The organism is Streptomyces sp. NPDC058620 (assembly GCF_042717135.1).
Taxonomy (GTDB): Bacteria; Actinomycetota; Actinomycetes; order Streptomycetales; family Streptomycetaceae; genus Streptomyces.
Window position 1 is genome coordinate 187,648 of the sequence record NZ_JBHXQO010000005.1, and the last position, 16,762, is coordinate 204,409.

The window sequence follows — 16,762 nt, forward strand, 5'->3', positions numbered from 1 at the left end:
CGACCCGTAGGAGCCACCCTCACGTGGGAAACCGTGCCGACGACGAAGGCACCGACGTCACGATCTACCGCAAGGCCCTGACCGACACCGTCCACGCCGACACCCCAACCGGCGCGCCCGAACAGCTCCTGACCCTGCTCGACCGCCTCGGCTTCGAACGCCAGACTCTGGCCACCGCCGGGCCGGTCTATATCTGGCACGAAGCGCCCGGCCACCTCGACGAGGCCGCGAAGAAGCAGCTCGCCACCCATGCGGTGCCCTGGCTGCACAAGGCCGGATACATGGTCCACATCACCGATGACGTCTGGGACTCCGCCGCCTACACCGACGCCGCCACGGCGATGCGCAACCAGAACGTCCCGGCACCGCCGCCGGCCGTGGCCGCAGCCCGGACCACCGAGCGTCCGCCAGGCACCCGGCGCCGGTGAGACGACCAGCACCAGGAGCATGCCCCGGCCTCCGCACCGCGTTCTGCGCGTGCGTGCCGTACCCGCTGGCCACCCGACCACGCCGGCCCCGTACTACCGGGGCCGGCACCCGCCCTCACCAGGAGCCCCCGTCACCGACGAACCCGACCGCACACCACCGCCCATCAGCACCAGCCGCAAACCCCGCCTGGCCACCGCTCTGTTCCGCCGATACCTGCGCGCCGTGACCGTCGGCAGCGGTGAACGCACCATTCCGCTGGCCGGCGGACGCCCCGAGGCAGCACTCGACGAAGCCCACCGCCGCGACGCCCTCCTCCTCGTCGACAGCTACCGCCTCCGCCACCACGACTAACACCCCCGAACCGCCCTGCTCAGGAGGCCCATGACCGACTCGAACCTCCCTTCCGTACAACTGGCTGAAGCCATCGCCAAGCAGCTCGGCCAGCTCCGTCGCCTCCTCGCCCTGGCGCCGCCGCACGAGGCGGCCCAGATCCTGGCAGGCGTCCTCGACTACGACACCGGCATCCTCGGCGAGGTCACCCAACTCGTCGAAACCGGATCGCGTTTCGCGAAGGTCCACTCCGAGGACGGCGTCCTGCCCCCCGAGGTCTGGCTGGCCCTCGGCCGCGCCGCCAACGAACTCGACAGCGTGGGCGGCGACCTCGCCGAACACACCGGCACGATCAAGCAGGTGGCCAGGCCCACCGCCCCCTCCAGCAGGCCGACCGCTGCGCCGGTCGCGTCCGCGATGGTCATCAGGCGGCGCCGGTGAAGAAGAACCAGCAGTGGGCCGGCTGGGGCCCCACCAGTCAGCAGCCCCAGCAGCACTACCTCGTCGAGCCCCGCCACCTCGCCGGCGGCGGCGACGTGCGCTACGTCACCGAGTTCCTGCGCGCCTCCGGGTGGAAGGACAGGTCCAAGAACGGCGGACCGGCCGTCTTCGACAGCCCCGACAAGTCCGTGCGCATCGGATACGACCCGTTCACCCAGCCCGGCGGCTGGACCATCAGCGGGAAGCAGACCGCGACGCAGGAGGCATGGCACGCCACCCTCGGCCGCCAGGTCCCCGTCGAGATCGTGGCCGGCGTCACCGACGCGCTCAGCCGGCCCCGATCCGCGCACGCCCCCAACGTGTGGGAACCCCTCCAGCAACAGGGCTGGGAAACCGAGCGAGGACAGCACTTCACCGCGCGCAGCCCCGACGGAGACGCGTTCGTCCGCTTTCACCAGTCCGCTCCCGGACAGGCGCACTGGTGGGCCGGCGCCCGCAATGAACACGGCCGGGTGTGGGAGGCCGTGTTCACGCCGACCACACCGATGCACCTCGTACAGGCGTTCAGCACCGCGCTCGCCGATCCGCAGCCGGTGATGCGGCCCCTCGGCCACGTGCCGCCCTCCCAGAAGATCCGCACCACCTCGGTGTCCGTGCTGCCCTCGCAGCTCAGCGCCTGGCAACAGGCCCGGATCACCGCGGCCCGCGCCGCCACCTGGGCCAGCAACGCCTTCGCCACCAACAAGGCGCGCCCTCAAGGCCCCGGAGCACGCCCGTACGCCAAGGCCGGGCGGACGCGGTGAGCCACGAACGCTTCTACTCCCGCGTCAACGGCCCCACCCTGCATCACGTCAACACCGTCCGCTGGCTGGACGAGGTCTCGCCGCGGCACCTGGCCGGCGGGGGCGATCCCCGGCATGTGACCGAGCACCTGCTCGCGTCCAGCTGGAGCAACCACTCGGTGCCCGGCTTCCCGCACGTCCTGCTGGAGAGCCCCGACCACCGCCTGCACCTCACGCTGGAGCCCCAACCCGACGCACACAGCGCCTGGTGGCGGATCCACCCGGCCGAGAACCGCATGTGGTCCGCCCAGTTCGGCGGCCATACGCCCGTCGAGATGATCGCGGGGTTCACCGACGCCCTCGACAGCCCAGCCCCGGACACGGACACGGACCTGTGGCACCTCCCTGCCGGCCGGGGCTGGTCCCGGCTGGCAGGCAGAGAGCAGGCCGCCCTGTCCCCGGACGAAACCGCCCTCCTGTCCCGGGTCTCCGCCATCTCGGAAACACCCCGCTGGCGCTGGACCGTCCAGGTCTCCGTCCCCCTCTCCGACGGGCAGCATCGGTGGATCTGGAACGCCTCCATCGACGAAACCGCTCCGGCCGCCGCGCTCGCCGGATTCGTCACCGCGCTCACCGAGCCCGGCCCGCTGCTGCGCGACGAGGGCCAGACCCCGGCCCTCACGTTCGGATACCTCGACTCCCACCGGAGCGTCGTCACCCCGGAACAGCACCGTCGCCAGCATCTGCAGCGTCTCGAAGCCGCTCCGCGTACCGGCCCGCCCCATCCATCACCGTCAGCACCGGCCCCGCCCCCTCCCCAGAGGCAGCCCCGCCACAAGAAGCACCGCTGACCAGGCGCGCCCGTACGCCCCCTCTTTCCCCTTTCACGAAGGACGTTGATGCCCAACCCCTCTGTGCCCAGCGCCGACCAGGTCGCGCAGGCGACCGCCACCCTGGCCCAGGCCAAGGACTACCTGCGTACCCATCCGCCGGTATCCGACGTACTGCCGCTTCTCGCCGGGCTCCTCGACGAGGACACCGGCGTGCCCATCCTGCTCGGTGATGTCCTGCGCAGCGCCGCGCGCCTCATCGCCCAGCAGACCAGCGCCGAGACCGACGAGATCCGCCTGATCATCACCGGACTCCGGGAGGCCGCCCAGGAGGCCACCGACTGGCATGTCCTGCACTGGGACGTGCAGCGCCTGCGCGGCTACACGTCCGAGGCAGCCGGACCGCCGCCGACCACGTGACGCGTCCCTACATCGCCAGCAAGGCCGACGACCCCTGGTCCCGAATCTGGTTCGACACCACACCCCGCCACCTCGCCGGACCCGGCGACCCGCGCCATGTCACTCAGGCGCTACGAGCCGGCGGATGGAAGAACTTCGGCGACCCCGACTTCCCCCACGTCGTTCTCGCCAGCCCCGATTACCGACACACGCTGGTCCTGGAACCCACACCGGAGACGTACGGATCCTGGTGGCGCATCTCCTCGACGCCGTGGGGCGGATGGCACGCATCCTTCGGCGGCAACACGCCCGCCGAGATCATCGCCGGATTCACCGACGCGCTCCTGCACCCCCCGCCCGAGACCGAGCCGGACATCTGGCCCGTGCTGCAGGCGGCTTGCTGGACCTACGAACGCGACGAACGAGGCAACGAGCACGCACGTCACCCGGACGGCATCACCACCATGGAGCGGTCGGCCACGCTGACCAGCGACCACTTCGCCTGGACTGCCGAAGTCGCTCTGCCCACCGGTCTCGGCGGCCACAACCGGCTGTGGCACGCGTACTTCGACGACCGCACCCCTCGCCACCTGCTCGCAGGCTTCGCCGCCGCCCTCACCGATCCGGCCCCCGTCTCCCGTGGCCACTACGACGTCCCCCACTCCCACCTGGTCACGCAGGTGGAACGCGGAGCCCAGGGTGATCAGCTCGCTGCCGCCCACGACGCGCGGCTGCAGGCCATCCGGACCGCCGCCCGCAAGACCCGCCGCACTTCCGCACCCACCACACGTCCGGCCTCGGCGCCCGGCGCCGAGGCGACCGCGCCTGCGGCCCGAAGCCGCTGAACGGTGCGGAGCGGCCCCAACCGCTCCGCACCCCGCCCCGACCACAACCGCACGCCCGAAGGCCCTTCTTGACGATCTCACTCGAACCCGGGAGCCAGGAGCACCGGCTCTACCTGAGCCAGCTCGCGCTCTACCTGCGGCACAGCCGGCAGATCCTCACTGCCTGGGACCATTACTCCGCCCGGCACTCCGACCCCGAAACGTTCCAGCCCCACGACGAGGACGCCTACGGCCTGCGCCAGCAGCAACGCGACGCCCACACCCTGGCCGCTTTCGGCCGCGTCTACTACCACGCCGACGAACTGGTGTACGTCGCCGAACAGCAGCTCGCCCAGCTGTCGGTATCCGACCGTACGCGGCGCTTCGCCTGGCAGGTACGGGAATTGCATGAGGCCACGGAATGCCTGTACGCCGTCTACGCCGACTGGCTTACCGTACGCGCCGCGCTGCCCAAGAGCGCCCGGCCCGGCACGGCGGCGTACGAGGAACCGCTCGCCGAGAGCTAAGGGGAAGCATGGCACTACCTGGACCAGTGGGCGATCCACGGCCAGGCCCTCTTCGCCGTCAACGCGCTGGCCGAACGGCAGTCGAGGGCAGCCGCACCCACGGCGGTCGCCGCCCCTCCGGCACCCGCCGCTGCCGCCGCGGTACGGCGGTGAGCGCCGTGACCGAGTTCATCGAGCAGACCCTCATCTCGCCCCGCTATCTGGCCGGTAGCGGCGACCCGGCCTGGGTCACCGTGCCACTGAACCGTGCCTGCGGCTGGAGCTGCGGCAATGACCTGCTGATGCCGCGGGTCATCCTGACCAGCCCCGACTGGCGTGCCCAGTTGCGACTCGACCCCACCCCGGCCCCGGACGAGCCCTGGTGGAGCATTCGCCACACAGGCCACGGCCAACAGCGCCCATGGTCCATCGCCTTCGACGCACAGACGCCAGTCGAGATCATCGCTGCAGTCACCGATGCCCTCACCGACCCTGGTGCAGCGCTGGGGGTTCCGTACGACGACCTTTACACACCACTCCGCACTGCCGGTTGGCATGCACCACGTCACCACGACGGGTTCACCTCGACCGAAGGCATGTCCTCCCCGGACGGGCTGGCTCGCGTCGACCGCATCCTCGACAAGGACCGCACGGCTAGCTGGATCGTCGAGACATCTGTCCACCATCTGCCACCTCTTTGGCGCGCGCACCTGGACGGCAACACCCCGACCCACCTGGTCTCAGCGCTCTTTCACGCCCTCGCCGACACCACACCGTTGATGCGCTCTCCGGAGCGCGTGCCCCACCAGGTCACCACACACGGCACCAGCAGCGTTCGGCCCGTGAACGCCGAGGACGTCGCACTCGCCCTGGAAGACCGCACGATCGCGCTCGCCCAGCGGGGCGCTGCCACAGTCGCCCAGCCGGGGCCCCCACCTCCGTCTGTCAAGGCACCGCGCCGCGTCCGGTGACCTCGCTGCTTGCCCCGCTGCCCCCACCCCCCTTGGAACAAGCCCCTTGCCACAGCCCAACTCCACGTCCACCGACGGATACGACATAGCCTTCCGCGTCCTGGGCGTCGCCCTTGCCATCGCGGTCCCCCTGGCCAACCTGGCCTGGGTGGGCGGCACCATCACCGCCCGGATCACCGACGCCGACACGGGTGCCCCGTACCAGCCCGTCGCAGCCCTGCTCCATCCCGAGCAGCTGTGGCCCCATCTCGGCGAAACGTCCCTGCTGATCGGGACGCGCATCGTTCCCGGCGCCCTGCTGCTGTCCCTCGCCGTCACCGCGGCCGTGCTCTACAAGCGGCACAAGGACGGCGGAAGTGGACGCAGGAAGCGCGTCGTGGGCATGGCCAAACACAAGGACATCGAACCCCTGATGTCCAAGGCCATCACCGCCAAGGCCCGCTCTTTGCGACCGAGTTTGAAGGACGCCAAGCACATCGACGCAGCCGATTCCGGCATCCTGCTCGGCAACCTCCAGGGCACCAAGTACGAGGTGCGGATGGGATACGAGGACGTGGCCGTCGCGATCATGGCGCCCCGCTCCGGAAAGACCACCAGCCTGGCGGTCCCCTCCATCCTGGCCGCACCCGGCCCGGTCCTGCTCACCTCCAACAAGGCCGCCGGGGATGCCTACACCGCGACGATCGACGCACGGGCAGCCGTCGGCCGGACCTGGTCGATGGACCCGCAGCAGATCGCCCACGCCGAACGGGCGATGTGGTGGAATCCCCTGGCCGACGCCAAAACCCTCGACGGTGCCGGGCGCCTTGCCGGCCACTTCCTCGCCGCCAGCGTCGACGCCAGTCAGCAGGGTGACTTCTGGTCCAAGGCCGGGTCGAACATCCTGAGCCAGCTGTTCTTGGCCGCCGCGCTCGCCGAACGGCCGATCACCGACGTGATGGCCTGGCTCGCCTTCCCCGCCGACCGAACCCCGCTCGACATCCTGCGTGACCACGGTTTCGCCGCAGTCGCCGCGCAGCTCAAGGGAACGGTGGAAGGGCCGCCCGAGACACGCGACGGCATCTATGAGACGGCCCGCCAGTACGCCGCAGCCCTCCTCAACACGGAGATCGCCGCCTGGGTGACCCCGCAGAAGAACGTGCCGGAGTTCACGCCGTCCACGTTCGTCACCTCGAAGGACACGCTCTACCTGCTGTCGAAGGACGGCGGAGGCGGTGCCAGTGCACTGATCGCCGCGTGCGCGGACAGCGTGATGCGGGCCGCGACCGCTCAGGCCGAACGTGCTGGTGGACGCCTCGACCCGCCGATGCTCGCGATCCTCGACGAGGCCGCGAACGTGTGCAAGATCTCAGACTTGCCCGACTTGTACTCCCACCTCGGCTCGCGTGGCATCATCCCGATGACGATCCTGCAGTCCTACCGCCAGGGCCAGAAAGTGTGGGGCGACGCCGGCATGGACGCCATGTGGAGCGCCTCCACGATCAAGGTCATCGGCTCCGGCATCGACGACCCGGACTTCGCGGACAAGCTGTCCCGCCTGATCGGCGACCACGATGTCGAGACGACCTCGACCTCGACGTCGGAGTCGGGGAAGTCCACCTCCGTGTCGATGCGGCAGGAACGCATCCTGGCCGCCGACGCCATCCGCGCCCTGCCCAAGGGCACCGCGCTCGCGTTCGCCACCGGCATGCGCGCGGCCATGCTCGACCTGCGCCCCTGGTATCTCGAGCCCGGCGCCGGCGAACTCTCCGCCGCCTCCGCCCGCGCGTCCAAGGGCATCACCGAACGCGCTGTCGCCAAGGCGGCGCCGAAGCAGAGCGACTTCGGCCCGGCCGCTTAACCCGTCACCGCGCCGGCGGTCCCGCCCCACTCGACTGGAGAAAAGATTCATCACCCCTGCCCGCCCGTACGGCGGCGCTCATGACCGAGCCGCCCGCCGAAGCTCTGCTGTTCGACGTCCCGCCGCCGCCCACCCCCGTCGAGCGGCTGCTCCATCTGGCCGACCAGTACACCCAGCACAACGACGCACTCGATCTCCTCCTGCGCACCACCGCCCCGTCCGGGCCGGACACCCACGCCGACTCGGCGCTGCGCCTGGCAGCCGACACCCAGTCCGCGATCAAGGCGATCCAGGGCGAACGGCTCTACGAGAGCGTGGAGCTGACCGAGACGGTCATGCGCCTGCAGCAGCTCGCCTTCCTCGCCACCGCCTCCGGGGACCTTCGTGCCGGGACGGCTCGCGGGCTGACCGCCCTGGCCCCGGAAGCGGCCGTCAGTTGCGCGGTGACCTTGGCAGCCGAGACGCGCCGGCGCCGCTGGGCCTCCGCTCCGGTCGCCGATCAACGGCTGACTGCCGTTCAGTGCGACGCCCTGGCCGAGATCGCCCGCGGGCACGTAGTGGCCGGCAGTTCTCTGGACCGCGAATTCACACGCTCCCGCGAGCCCAAGGTATTGATGAGCACCCTGCGTGCTCTGGAGGCGAAGGGCCTGGTCGAGAGAACCGCGAACTCGGCGCACGCCGCCTACGTCGGCGGCCCGCCCCAGGACCGCGTGCGCCTCACCGCGGCAGGCATCACCTCCCTCGCCTCGGTCATCGAACTGCCCCCGGCAAGGCCGAGCGCCGCGCCCGGGACGACGCCCCACCCCCTCCCGGCTACCGCGCAGGCCACCGCCCGAAGCCGCTGAACCACCCCAGGAGCCACCCATCCCCACGCCCCCGACCGATCTCCACGAACAAGCCCGCCAACTCCGTCAATTGGCCCGTGACTTCGAAGCTCTCAAAGCGCGCGTGCACGACGTTTCGTACATGCCCGGCACGGACGCGCTGCGCCGCATCGGCCCTCTCCTCTTGCAGGCTCAGTACCTCACCGCCACCGCCATGGTGCGCCTGACCGCGCTCGACGACAGCGCGTACACCCACGTCGCCGGCAGCCGTGCCAGCCTGGACCTGCTGTCCTCGGTCGTGTCCTCGTCGTCGCTCGCCGGCACGGACCTTGCCCACGTACTGCTCGCCAACCCCTTCGAAGGGGCGCAGTTCGCCGGGTACCCGGCCGGCGACGAAGCGGTACGCGCCGCCCGGCACGCCGAGGCCATTCCGAAGATGAGCGGGCACCTCAACGATGCCGTCCATCAGCTCGACCTGTGCGCGACCGGCTGCCACTACCTCGCCCACGGCATCGCCGAGGACCTCGCCTCAGCTCAAGATCACAAGCCGCCGACCGTACAGCAGACGGCAGGGGCCGCACTCAGTCCCGCCCAGTACGACGCACTCACCGCACTGGCCGTCGGCGGAAGGCTGTATGAGAGCTCGACGCGTGGGCTGGGCATCACCCGGGTCGCCACCCAGGACGGCACCCGCGTCTCCATCGCCACCTACCGCGCTCTGGCCAAGCGCAGCTTGGTCATCGCCGACACCGGCACCTCTCTCCTCCAGGGGCAGAAGATCACCGTGACCGAGGCGGGACAGCGCGCCTTGGCCGAGCCTCGGCCTCGCGCCACCCTGTCAACAGCGGCGGCCACCGCCCCGAAGGTCACCGTGGCGGCGGGCGTTCGACGCTGAGCCAGTACGCCGCAACCACGTCCACTGGCGTCAACTCCCCAGCTTCGCCTGGGAATGGCTTCGCGACGGCACGGACCGTATGCGCGTCCTCGCCGACGGCCTCGACACCGTTTATCCCGCCTTCACCGCCGAACCACCTGCACGCGGGGCGCCGCCCCAGCCCGCCCCCCATCCCTCCGCACAACGCACCGCCGCAACTACGTCCACCCCGTCAGTCGGCCGTCGCCGCTGACCTGCGACGTCCCAATCACTGAGAAGGACACATCCTGGCAACCGCCAACCGCCTCCACACGCTCCTCACCCAACCCCAGTGCGCACTGGGGGTGTTCCTCCCAGCCGGCGTGCACCAGACGGACGTCCAGTGCCGCCAGCTCGATCACCTCGCCCAGTCCGGGGCCGACCTGTTCGAGATCGGCCTGCCCTGTGCCAACCCGGCCCTCGACGGCCTCCTCATCCGGTCCGCCTACCACCGCGCCCTGTTCAAGGGGGACGTCATCGACCGCACCGTCCGCGCCGTGGCACACGCCGCGTCGCTGCGGCCGACGGTGGTCATGACCTACTGGGAACCCGTCCGCCGCCACGGTCCCGAACACCTGGCTCGCCTGCTCGCCGACGCGGGAGCGGCGGGAATGATGGTTGTCGACCTGCCTCCCGACGAGACGCTCCGCTGGCATCACGCCGCCCATACCGCAGGACTGTCCGCACCGCGCCTCGTCCCGCGCGCCACTCAGGACACCGACCTTCCTGCCGCGGTCGACGGCGCGTCCGGCTGGCTCTACGCACCCGCCAGCACCGGCCCCACCGGCTACCAGGGCCCGCTCGACCTGACGGCCCTCGACACCTTCACCCAGCGGCTGCGCGCCGCGAGCCCACTGCCCGTGGTCTCTGGCGTGGGCATCTCCAGCCCCGGCCTCGCCGCCCGCGTGGCGCCACTGGTCGACGCCGTCGTCATCGGCACGCCCATCGTCCGGGCCCTGCTGTCGGACCCGGCCCCGGCCGGATCCGTGACGGCCGCCTTCGCCCAGGCCCTGCGCACCCGGATCGGCACGGCACCCGATGTCTGAGACCCTCGGCGCCCACGATGCTCTTGATCAGATTGCGGCCGACGCACGCTCCCTTCAACAGTCCCTGCGCCACACCCCCATCGACTGCGCCCGGGTCCTGACCGCCCGGGTCATCGAAGCACAGGCACTCGCAGCTGACGCGCTCCACCTCTTCCTCGGCTTGGAGCAGGAGCCGTCGCACGACTCGTCCGCGCACCTGCTCCGCCTCGACCGTGTGGCACGCACCGCCAAGGCGGCCCAGGACGCAAGCGCGGAACTGACCGCCGCCCTGGCGCGCGCCGTCGAGAACCAGCGCCGCAGAGCCGACGCCGCGACGTCCCCGCCGGTGCTTCTCCGGCCCACTCCGCAGCAATTCGTCGCGTCGGCCGCCGACCTGCTCGACGGACTCCTCACCCTGTGCCATCCGCCGCGCCGAGACCACTGCCAGCCGCCCGCCGTACCCGTACCCGTACCGCCTGCGCGCTGAGGCTCCCTCCGCTCCCCACGCCCTCCAGGACCCACCATCACCGAACAGCCCCAGTTCCGCGCCCTGTCCCTGGGTGCCGGAGTCCAGTCCAGCACCCTGCTCGCCCTGTCCGCCGCAGGTGTCCTTCCCAAGGTCGACTACGCGATCTTCGCCGACACCGGATGGGAGCCCCGCGCCGTCTATGACCACCTCGACCGCTTGGAGCGAGAGATAGCCGCCCCGGCCGGCATCCCCGTCCTGCGCGTGTCTTCCGGCAACATCCGCGACGACGCCCTCGACCCGCACCACCGGTTCGCCTCCATGCCGCTCTACATCCTCAACCAGGACGGCAAGGCTGGGATGACCCGACGGCAGTGCACCGGCGAATATAAGATCAAACCAATAAAGAAGCAGGTCAGAGCACTCCTCGGCTACCCCTACCCCGCTCGGATCCCGCGGGAGGTTTTCGTCGAGCAGTGGGTCGGCATCTCGACCGACGAGTTCCACCGCGCCAAGGACGCGGACGTGAAGTACATGCGCAACCGGCACCCGCTCATCGACATGGGCTGGTCGCGCACCGACTGCATCCGGTACCTGGCTTCGCTCAACCTGGCGGACACCCCCAAGAGCAGCTGCCTCGGATGTCCCTTCCACGGCAACGCGCAATGGCGCCACATTCGCGACACCTCGCCTGCCGAGTGGGCGGACGTGGTGGCCTTCGACGACGCCATCCGCCAGGGCAACGCCCGCGCGAACGCCAGCGGCAACCGGCTGCTGGGCGAGGCGTTCCTGCACCGCTCCCGCGTCCCGCTCGGGCAAGCCCCGATCGATCACGTCACGGCCGCCGAATGGGCCGCCATCCGCCAGGAACTCGGAGGTGACGAAGACCCCGCCACTCTGGAAGAAGGCGTCACAGACGGCTGCTCGCCCTGGGCCTGCCGCGGCGACGCGGACCCGCTAACGCAGGACGACTTCGGGCTGGCCACGTGATCGTGCTCGACCTGTTCGCCGGCCCCGGCGGCTGGAGCCACGCCCTGACCATCCTCGGGGTGCGCGACCTCGGCCTGGAATGGGACGTGTGGGCCTGCAAGACCCGCGCGGCGGCACATCAGTTGACCATCCGCACCGACGTCGCCATGTACCCGGTGGGGCCCTTCCTCGGAAGAACCACCGGACTCATCGCCAGCCCGCCCTGCCAGGCATGGTCGATGGCCGGCAAACGCCTCGGACTCCTCGACCAGCCCTTGGTCCACCAGGCCGTCGCCGACCTCGCCGTCGGCCGCGACACCCGCGAACAGCTCCTCACCGCCTGCCAGGACGAGCGCTCCCTGCTCGCTGCCGAGCCCATGCGCTACCTGCACGCCCTGCACCAGCACGGCCAGCCCGAATGGATCGCGATGGAGGAAGTCCCCGACGTCCTGCCCTTGTGGCGTCAGTACGCCGCGATCCTGCGCAGCTGGGGCTTCTCGGCCTGGACCGGAATCCTGAACGCGGCAGACTACGGAGTGCCGCAGACGAGACGGCGCGCGATTCTGCTCGCCTCCCGCACCCGCACCGCCGAGCCGCCGCCGCCCACACACGCCAAGGTCGCCGAGCCCGAGTCGTTGTTCGGGCCGGGCCGCGCCCGGTGGGTGTCCATGGCCGAAGCCCTCGGCTGGGGCGCCACCGACCGCCCGGTGCCGACCGTGTGCGCCGGCGGAGGCCCCGGAGGCGGCCCGGAGCCCTTTCCGTCGGGATCACGCAAGACCCTCAGCGACGCCCGCGACCGCGGAACGTGGAAGCCCCAGAGCACCCTCGTCCTGCAGTCCCGCCGGGAAGGCGCGGGGTGGACGGCTCGACACGGGGCCCGGGAGAACCGGCCGGCCGACGAGCCGGCCCCCACGTTCACGGGCGAAGCACACCGCTGGTCATGGTCACTGCGCAGCAACAACCAGACCAACGCGACCGTACGCCGGTCTGACGAGCCAGCCGGCACCCTGTTCTTCGGTCATCGAGCGAACGAATGCGTCTGGATCGCCGAACCCGCTCCCAGCACCACCGGCGAGCAGCAGCCGGCGCCGGAGTCCATCCGGATCACCGCCCAGGAAGCCGGCCGCCTGCAGACCTTTCCCGCCGACTACCCCTGGGCCGGGAACAAGGGCCAGGTCTTCGGCCAGATCGGCAACGCGGTGCCGCCCCGGCTCGCCGCCCATCTGCTGGCCCCGCACCTCGGCAAGACCCTCCACCCCGACGACTTCACCCTGGCCGCGTAGATGCCCCACTCCACCGACCCGTACGAGGACGACCTGGACGACCTCCCCTCTCCGCGGCTCGTCCACTACGCCGAGCAGTCCCTGCTCGGTGCGCTCCTCCTGGATCCCCACCGGCTTCCCGACATCCGTGGCCTGGAAGCGGAGCAGTTCAGCAACCACGCCCACGGCGCCCTTTTCCAGGCCATGCGCACGGTGCCGCCGCCCGATCCGGAGGCCCACCGCTCCAATCCCGCTTGGCTCAACTCCGTCCTCGACGCGGCCCGCCCCCATGCCCCCGGGCTGACCGCCTCCTACCTCCACACCCTCGTCCAGGTCTGCCCGTGGCCCCAGCACGCGCCGACGTACGCCCGGATGATCCAATCCGATCACGCCCGGCGCACGCTGCTCATGCACGCCCAGCGCCTCGCCCAGACCGCGGCCGACGCCACTCTGCCCCACCGGGCTGTCGCCACCCTGACCCAGGCCGACGGCCTCGCGCAGTTCCTGGACACACTCGCCGGACAGTTCGCCCCGCACCCCGGCTCCCTGCCGCGCACCGCCCTGCCGAAACAGCCCATGGCGCGCAGCAGCGAGGAAGCCCTCGACGAGGAACAACTCCTCCTCGCCACCGCCACCGCGCACCCGACAGCTCTGAAGGACATGCGCTGGCTCCAACCCGACGACTTCGCGCACTCCCTGCACGCAACCCTGTGGCAGTGCCTGACCTCACTGGTCCACCGCGCAGAGCCCGTGGACCCGGTCACCGTGCTCTGGGAAGCCCAGCACCGCGGCCTCCTCGCGGCCGGTGACCTCACCGCCGGGGACCTGATGGCTCTGGTCTCCACACCCGTCGGGTCAGCCGAGTACTGGGGCGAACGCATCCTTCAACGCGCCCTGCTGACCAGCGCGTGCGACGTCGCCACACGGATCGCCGCCTACGCCGAGGACCCGGCCAACACGACGCACCAACTGATCACCGGCAGCCGCCGTGCCCTGGCCGACCTCACCGCCCTACGCACCCGCTGGCAGCGCAGTACCGCCCCCACACCACCGACGACTCCTCGTGCCCCGCGCAGCCCGGCCGTCTCCCGCGCCGGTCCGCCGCCCCGAGCCACCACAGCACGAGCACTCCGATGACCCCCGCTCCGGCAGTCCCGCGCCGACCGGAGCCGCGAAACGAGAACAGATTGCCGCAACCCGAAGCCGACCCTCACATCCGCCTCGACCTGTACCAGGACCGCTCCAGCGCCGTCACCGCCACCATCACGGGCACCCCCACCCGCACGATCCACGCCCTTCTCACCATCCACGGCTTCGAGCCGCTGGACGAACAGACCATGGTCATGGCGCGCATCGGACCGCGAGGAACCGCACTACGCCGAGCAAGCCGCACGCGCCCTGCGAGCCGAGAACATCACCCCCGAGCTGCGCGACGAGATCGACACCGAATGGACATGGGCCAACTACCCCATGCCCTGGTGCTCGCGCGAGGAGATCCGCGAGGTTTTCAACGACGCCCAGAAGATCTACGACGACATCCGGCACGGGCGCCTGATCATCCACGCCCACGACGGCTGGACCACCGTCGCCGTCGGCACCTACCTCAACGGCCCGAACATCCACCTCCACGGGGAAAACCTGGGCTCCTCGCGGAGCGTGGGCGTGCGCCGGGTGCGCGACCCCCACACCGATGACGCCGCCCGGCTCGGCACCTGGGAGCTGGCGCAGCGGCTCAATCAGTGGGTCGATGCCGCCGAGAGCTCCGCCCGGTCCACACCGGGCGGGCTCGACCGTCTGCTGCTCAGCGCGCTGGGTTCATAGCCCGATGGCGGACTTCGGCCCCATGTACAACCCGGCATCCGGGAAGCGGTCCCGGCACAGCTTCACGAACACGTCACTGAATCCGCGGCTCGGCAGGTCGTCCAGCGCCACGAACTCGACGCCCCGGATCGGCCGCGTGTCCGCACCCTCCACTGCATCCCCGACCCGCCCGCCCACGAGGCGGGCCTCGAAGGTGATGTGCACGACGTGAGCACCCGTGTTGTCGCACAGGTACAGAAGCCGGCCGATCTCCACCTCGGCGCCGGTTTCCTCTCGCATTTCCCTGACCAGCGCTTCTTCAAGGGTCTCGCCGTCCTCGACCTTGCCTCCGGGCAAGGACCAGGACCGAGGGCCGTCGGTGTCCTGGTTCAGCAGGAGGATGTTGCCGTCCTCGACGACGATGCCCGTCACACGTGTATGCATCCGCCGACGCTACCGCTCGCAAACCGGGCGCGGAGTGAACGCCGACATCACCTCGTCGCTGAAGGGTGGACCCCACACACCGGGCTCTGTCCTGGTTAGCGAGCACCGCATCACCAGGAATCCCACTCGTCCTGGGCGCACCTTTTCACCGTGCCATCAGCGAGCCACCACGGCGTCATCGTCTGCGCTGGACAGGAAGAAGAGCCTGACCCTGCACAGGCCGCGCAGCTCGCTGCTGAACACGGGGCCGCCAACTTCCCTGTCCTCCAGGGCCGGATGAAAGTGACACCAGCTATTCTCAGTCACCTGGAGAAGGCGGATCTCTGGTTGACCAAGCCGGCAGTCCCTGACCGTCGATAGTCCACCGCCGCGGCCCTTCGACGCTGGCCGTATCGCCGACCTCCAGCGACGTCACCGAGGTCCGCGTAGCGGCGCCCCACTCACGGCGGCAGCGAGAGCCGCCGGCCATCCTCGATGACCAACAGCCGCCAGCTGTACACGCCGTTGATCATCAGCAGAGAGAGCGGCGCGGGATCGCCGGTTAGCCAAACCGGCGATCCCGCCCATCATTGAACTTCCACCGCCACGCCCTGCCCGTACGTCGACAGGCGCTATCCGACGACCGCAGACCCAACGCGAAACGCTCATGACCAATGTGCCGTCAAGCGATCACGCAGCCGCATAGCTCGCGCGCGGAACAGATCCTGCGCACGCTCCACCTGGGCGTGCGAAGCTGCACCTCCAAGTCGCCCGTCCCGTGGTGGCCAAGCCCGGACACGTCCCGGGTATACCCGGGAACGAGGTCGACGTGCTTCGGGTCGGCCCTCAGGTAGACCAGGAGCCTGCTCCGCTGGGGCGGACAGACGCAGGCGAAGTTCCGCAGCCGCTGATACGCCCGGTACCGCTTGCGCTCCACGCGGTTCACGCCGTCCCCGAGGCTGAGCAACGCCTCGTCGACCGCCTTCCCCAACTCGGATATCGGCGTGCCCTGAACTTCGGTGGCCGCCCGGGTGGTCACCTGTCGATACGCCCGCCGGAGTACAGGTGCCCTGCCACTGACGGATGCCACGGTCTCAAGGCCGAGGAAGTCGTTGCCGAAGAGTCGGTAGCGGACCAGGTCGATCGACCTTCGGTGCTCGCGTACCGAGTCCCATCACTGTCAGCTGTCGCTACTGTGTGCCGCACATGGGGTGGTGGGGTGGTCATCGTTGGAGCGTCGTATCCAGATGCTGCTGGACCGGTCCGAAGAGGCCGTACGGTACGTACTGCGGGATCTCGCCGTGCCTCACCCATGCAAGTTCGGCCAGTTCTTCGACGCTCGCGACAAACGCCTCGCCGCCCAGGGCCCGGCAGGCGATGTAGTGAATCTCCTGGCCCGTCATGGGGTGAATCCGCTGCCCCAGCGCGCGGATCGGCGCCACCAAGAGCCCGGTCTCCTCCCGGGTCTCACGTACTGCGGCTTCTTCAGAGGTCTCGTCGGCCTCGATCTTCCCTGCTGGGAACTGCCATGAGAGGGCTCCTTCCGCGATGCGTCGCCGTACGAGCAGGACGTGCCGGTCCTGGACGACGATGGCGGCTGCGACTGCCCTCTGGACATCAATCGGCACCGTGATTTCCTTCCGGTCCAAAACGCCATCGGCACCACATCGCGGTGCTGGGTCGAGCCCTGTTCCGGCGTTCGGCTCAGTGTCGGGCTGTTCTGACGGG

The 16,762-nt window shown here is 70.2% G+C and carries 20 protein-coding genes and 1 pseudogene; 18 read left to right on the top strand and 3 right to left on the bottom strand.

The features are described from left to right. Nucleotides 1–23 precede the first annotated feature (23 nt). The 18 genes from ACFWSK_RS08490 (at nt 24) to ACFWSK_RS08575 (ending at nt 14,632) form a co-directional block, all read left to right on the top strand. The gene (locus ACFWSK_RS08490) at nt 24–428 is read left to right on the top strand and encodes a hypothetical protein (RefSeq protein WP_054102506.1); all 405 of its coding nucleotides are present in this window, start codon (nt 24–26) and stop codon (nt 426–428) included. A gap of 49 nt (nt 429–477) precedes the next feature. Further along, on the top strand, nt 478–780 hold the full coding sequence (locus tag ACFWSK_RS08495) for a hypothetical protein (RefSeq protein ID WP_383783102.1): 303 nt from the start codon (nt 478–480) through the stop codon (nt 778–780). Nucleotides 781–810: 30 nt separating this feature from the next. Next, complete coding sequence (locus tag ACFWSK_RS08500; RefSeq protein WP_383783103.1) at nt 811–1,200, top strand: hypothetical protein; 390 nt, start codon at nt 811–813, stop codon at nt 1,198–1,200. Then, nucleotides 1,197–2,003 (top strand): DUF317 domain-containing protein, encoded by an 807-nt coding sequence (locus ACFWSK_RS08505; RefSeq protein WP_383783104.1) that lies wholly within the window; start codon nt 1,197–1,199, stop codon nt 2,001–2,003. The genes ACFWSK_RS08500 and ACFWSK_RS08505 overlap by 4 nt, the downstream gene beginning before the upstream one ends. Then, nucleotides 2,000–2,833, top strand: a complete 834-nt coding sequence (locus tag ACFWSK_RS08510) for a DUF317 domain-containing protein (protein WP_383783105.1) — start codon at nt 2,000–2,002, stop codon at nt 2,831–2,833. The genes ACFWSK_RS08505 and ACFWSK_RS08510 overlap by 4 nt, the downstream gene beginning before the upstream one ends. Nucleotides 2,834–2,881: 48 nt before the next feature. Beyond that, nucleotides 2,882–3,232, top strand: a complete 351-nt coding sequence (locus ACFWSK_RS08515; RefSeq protein ID WP_097921932.1) for a hypothetical protein — start codon at nt 2,882–2,884, stop codon at nt 3,230–3,232. Continuing rightward, nucleotides 3,229–4,056 carry a DUF317 domain-containing protein gene (locus ACFWSK_RS08520; RefSeq protein WP_383783106.1) on the top strand — a complete coding sequence of 276 codons (828 nt, stop codon included), beginning with the start codon at nt 3,229–3,231 and terminating at the stop codon, nt 4,054–4,056. Before ACFWSK_RS08515 ends, ACFWSK_RS08520 begins: the two co-directional genes overlap by 4 nt. 68 nt (nt 4,057–4,124) lie before the next feature. Continuing rightward, the gene (locus ACFWSK_RS08525; RefSeq protein WP_383783107.1) at nt 4,125–4,562 is read left to right on the top strand and encodes a hypothetical protein; all 438 of its coding nucleotides are present in this window, start codon (nt 4,125–4,127) and stop codon (nt 4,560–4,562) included. A gap of 158 nt (nt 4,563–4,720) precedes the next feature. Beyond that, nucleotides 4,721–5,512: a DUF317 domain-containing protein gene (locus ACFWSK_RS08530; RefSeq protein WP_383783108.1), complete on the top strand. Its 792-nt coding sequence runs from the start codon at nt 4,721–4,723 to the stop codon at nt 5,510–5,512. Nucleotides 5,513–5,558: 46 nt separating this feature from the next. Continuing rightward, entirely contained in the window at nt 5,559–7,352 is a 1,794-nt protein-coding gene (locus ACFWSK_RS08535) for a type IV secretory system conjugative DNA transfer family protein (RefSeq protein WP_383783109.1), read from the top strand. An 80-nt stretch (nt 7,353–7,432) separates the two neighbouring features. Next, a complete protein-coding gene (locus tag ACFWSK_RS08540) occupies nt 7,433–8,197 on the top strand; it encodes a hypothetical protein (protein ID WP_383783110.1) in 765 nt (254 codons plus the stop codon). 121 nt (nt 8,198–8,318) lie between these two features. After that, the gene (locus tag ACFWSK_RS08545; RefSeq protein WP_383783111.1) at nt 8,319–9,071 is read left to right on the top strand and encodes a hypothetical protein; all 753 of its coding nucleotides are present in this window, start codon (nt 8,319–8,321) and stop codon (nt 9,069–9,071) included. A gap of 266 nt (nt 9,072–9,337) precedes the next feature. Continuing rightward, entirely contained in the window at nt 9,338–10,135 is a 798-nt protein-coding gene (gene trpA / locus ACFWSK_RS08550; protein WP_383783156.1) for a tryptophan synthase subunit alpha, read from the top strand. Beyond that, the gene (locus ACFWSK_RS08555) at nt 10,128–10,601 is read left to right on the top strand and encodes a hypothetical protein (RefSeq protein WP_383783112.1); all 474 of its coding nucleotides are present in this window, start codon (nt 10,128–10,130) and stop codon (nt 10,599–10,601) included. Before trpA ends, ACFWSK_RS08555 begins: the two co-directional genes overlap by 8 nt. A 96-nt stretch (nt 10,602–10,697) precedes the next feature. After that, on the top strand, nt 10,698–11,570 hold the full coding sequence (locus ACFWSK_RS08560; protein WP_383783157.1) for a hypothetical protein: 873 nt from the start codon (nt 10,698–10,700) through the stop codon (nt 11,568–11,570). Further along, a complete protein-coding gene (locus ACFWSK_RS08565) occupies nt 11,567–12,832 on the top strand; it encodes a DNA cytosine methyltransferase (RefSeq protein ID WP_383783113.1) in 1,266 nt (421 codons plus the stop codon). The genes ACFWSK_RS08560 and ACFWSK_RS08565 overlap by 4 nt, the downstream gene beginning before the upstream one ends. Then, nucleotides 12,833–13,948, top strand: coding sequence for a DnaB-like helicase N-terminal domain-containing protein (locus ACFWSK_RS08570; RefSeq protein ID WP_383783114.1), 1,116 nt, complete (start codon nt 12,833–12,835; stop codon nt 13,946–13,948). A gap of 333 nt (nt 13,949–14,281) precedes the next feature. Then, nucleotides 14,282–14,632, top strand: a complete 351-nt coding sequence (locus ACFWSK_RS08575; RefSeq protein WP_383783115.1) for a hypothetical protein — start codon at nt 14,282–14,284, stop codon at nt 14,630–14,632. Here the strand turns inward: ACFWSK_RS08575 and ACFWSK_RS08580 are convergent. From ACFWSK_RS08580 to ACFWSK_RS08590, 3 genes and pseudogenes are all read right to left on the bottom strand, one after another. After that, nucleotides 14,627–15,055, bottom strand: a complete 429-nt coding sequence (locus tag ACFWSK_RS08580) for an NUDIX domain-containing protein (RefSeq protein WP_383783116.1) — start codon at nt 15,053–15,055, stop codon at nt 14,627–14,629. The two genes, ACFWSK_RS08575 and ACFWSK_RS08580, sit on opposite strands and share 6 nt — an antisense overlap. Nucleotides 15,056–15,724: 669 nt before the next feature. Next, nucleotides 15,725–16,202, bottom strand: a pseudogene (locus tag ACFWSK_RS08585) (DUF5655 domain-containing protein); the annotation flags it as partial. A gap of 55 nt (nt 16,203–16,257) precedes the next feature. Continuing rightward, nucleotides 16,258–16,662, bottom strand: coding sequence for an NUDIX hydrolase (locus ACFWSK_RS08590; protein ID WP_383783117.1), 405 nt, complete (start codon nt 16,660–16,662; stop codon nt 16,258–16,260). Nucleotides 16,663–16,762: the final 100 nt, after the last annotated feature.

Bases quoted from the DNA above. Each gene is read 5' to 3' on its own strand.
- ACFWSK_RS08500 (WP_383783103.1), top strand. From the start codon at position 811: ATGACCGACTCGAACCTCCCTTCCGTACAACTGGCTGAAGCCATCGCC.
- ACFWSK_RS08515 (WP_097921932.1), top strand. From the start codon at position 2,882: ATGCCCAACCCCTCTGTGCCCAGCGCCGACCAGGTCGCGCAGGCGACC.
- ACFWSK_RS08540 (WP_383783110.1), top strand. From the start codon at position 7,433: ATGACCGAGCCGCCCGCCGAAGCTCTGCTGTTCGACGTCCCGCCGCCG.
- ACFWSK_RS08545 (WP_383783111.1), top strand. From the start codon at position 8,319: ATGCCCGGCACGGACGCGCTGCGCCGCATCGGCCCTCTCCTCTTGCAG.
- ACFWSK_RS08555 (WP_383783112.1), top strand. From the start codon at position 10,128: ATGTCTGAGACCCTCGGCGCCCACGATGCTCTTGATCAGATTGCGGCC.
- ACFWSK_RS08570 (WP_383783114.1), top strand. From the start codon at position 12,833: ATGCCCCACTCCACCGACCCGTACGAGGACGACCTGGACGACCTCCCC.
- ACFWSK_RS08575 (WP_383783115.1), top strand. From the start codon at position 14,282: ATGCCCTGGTGCTCGCGCGAGGAGATCCGCGAGGTTTTCAACGACGCC.
- ACFWSK_RS08580 (WP_383783116.1), bottom strand. From the start codon at position 15,055: ATGCATACACGTGTGACGGGCATCGTCGTCGAGGACGGCAACATCCTC.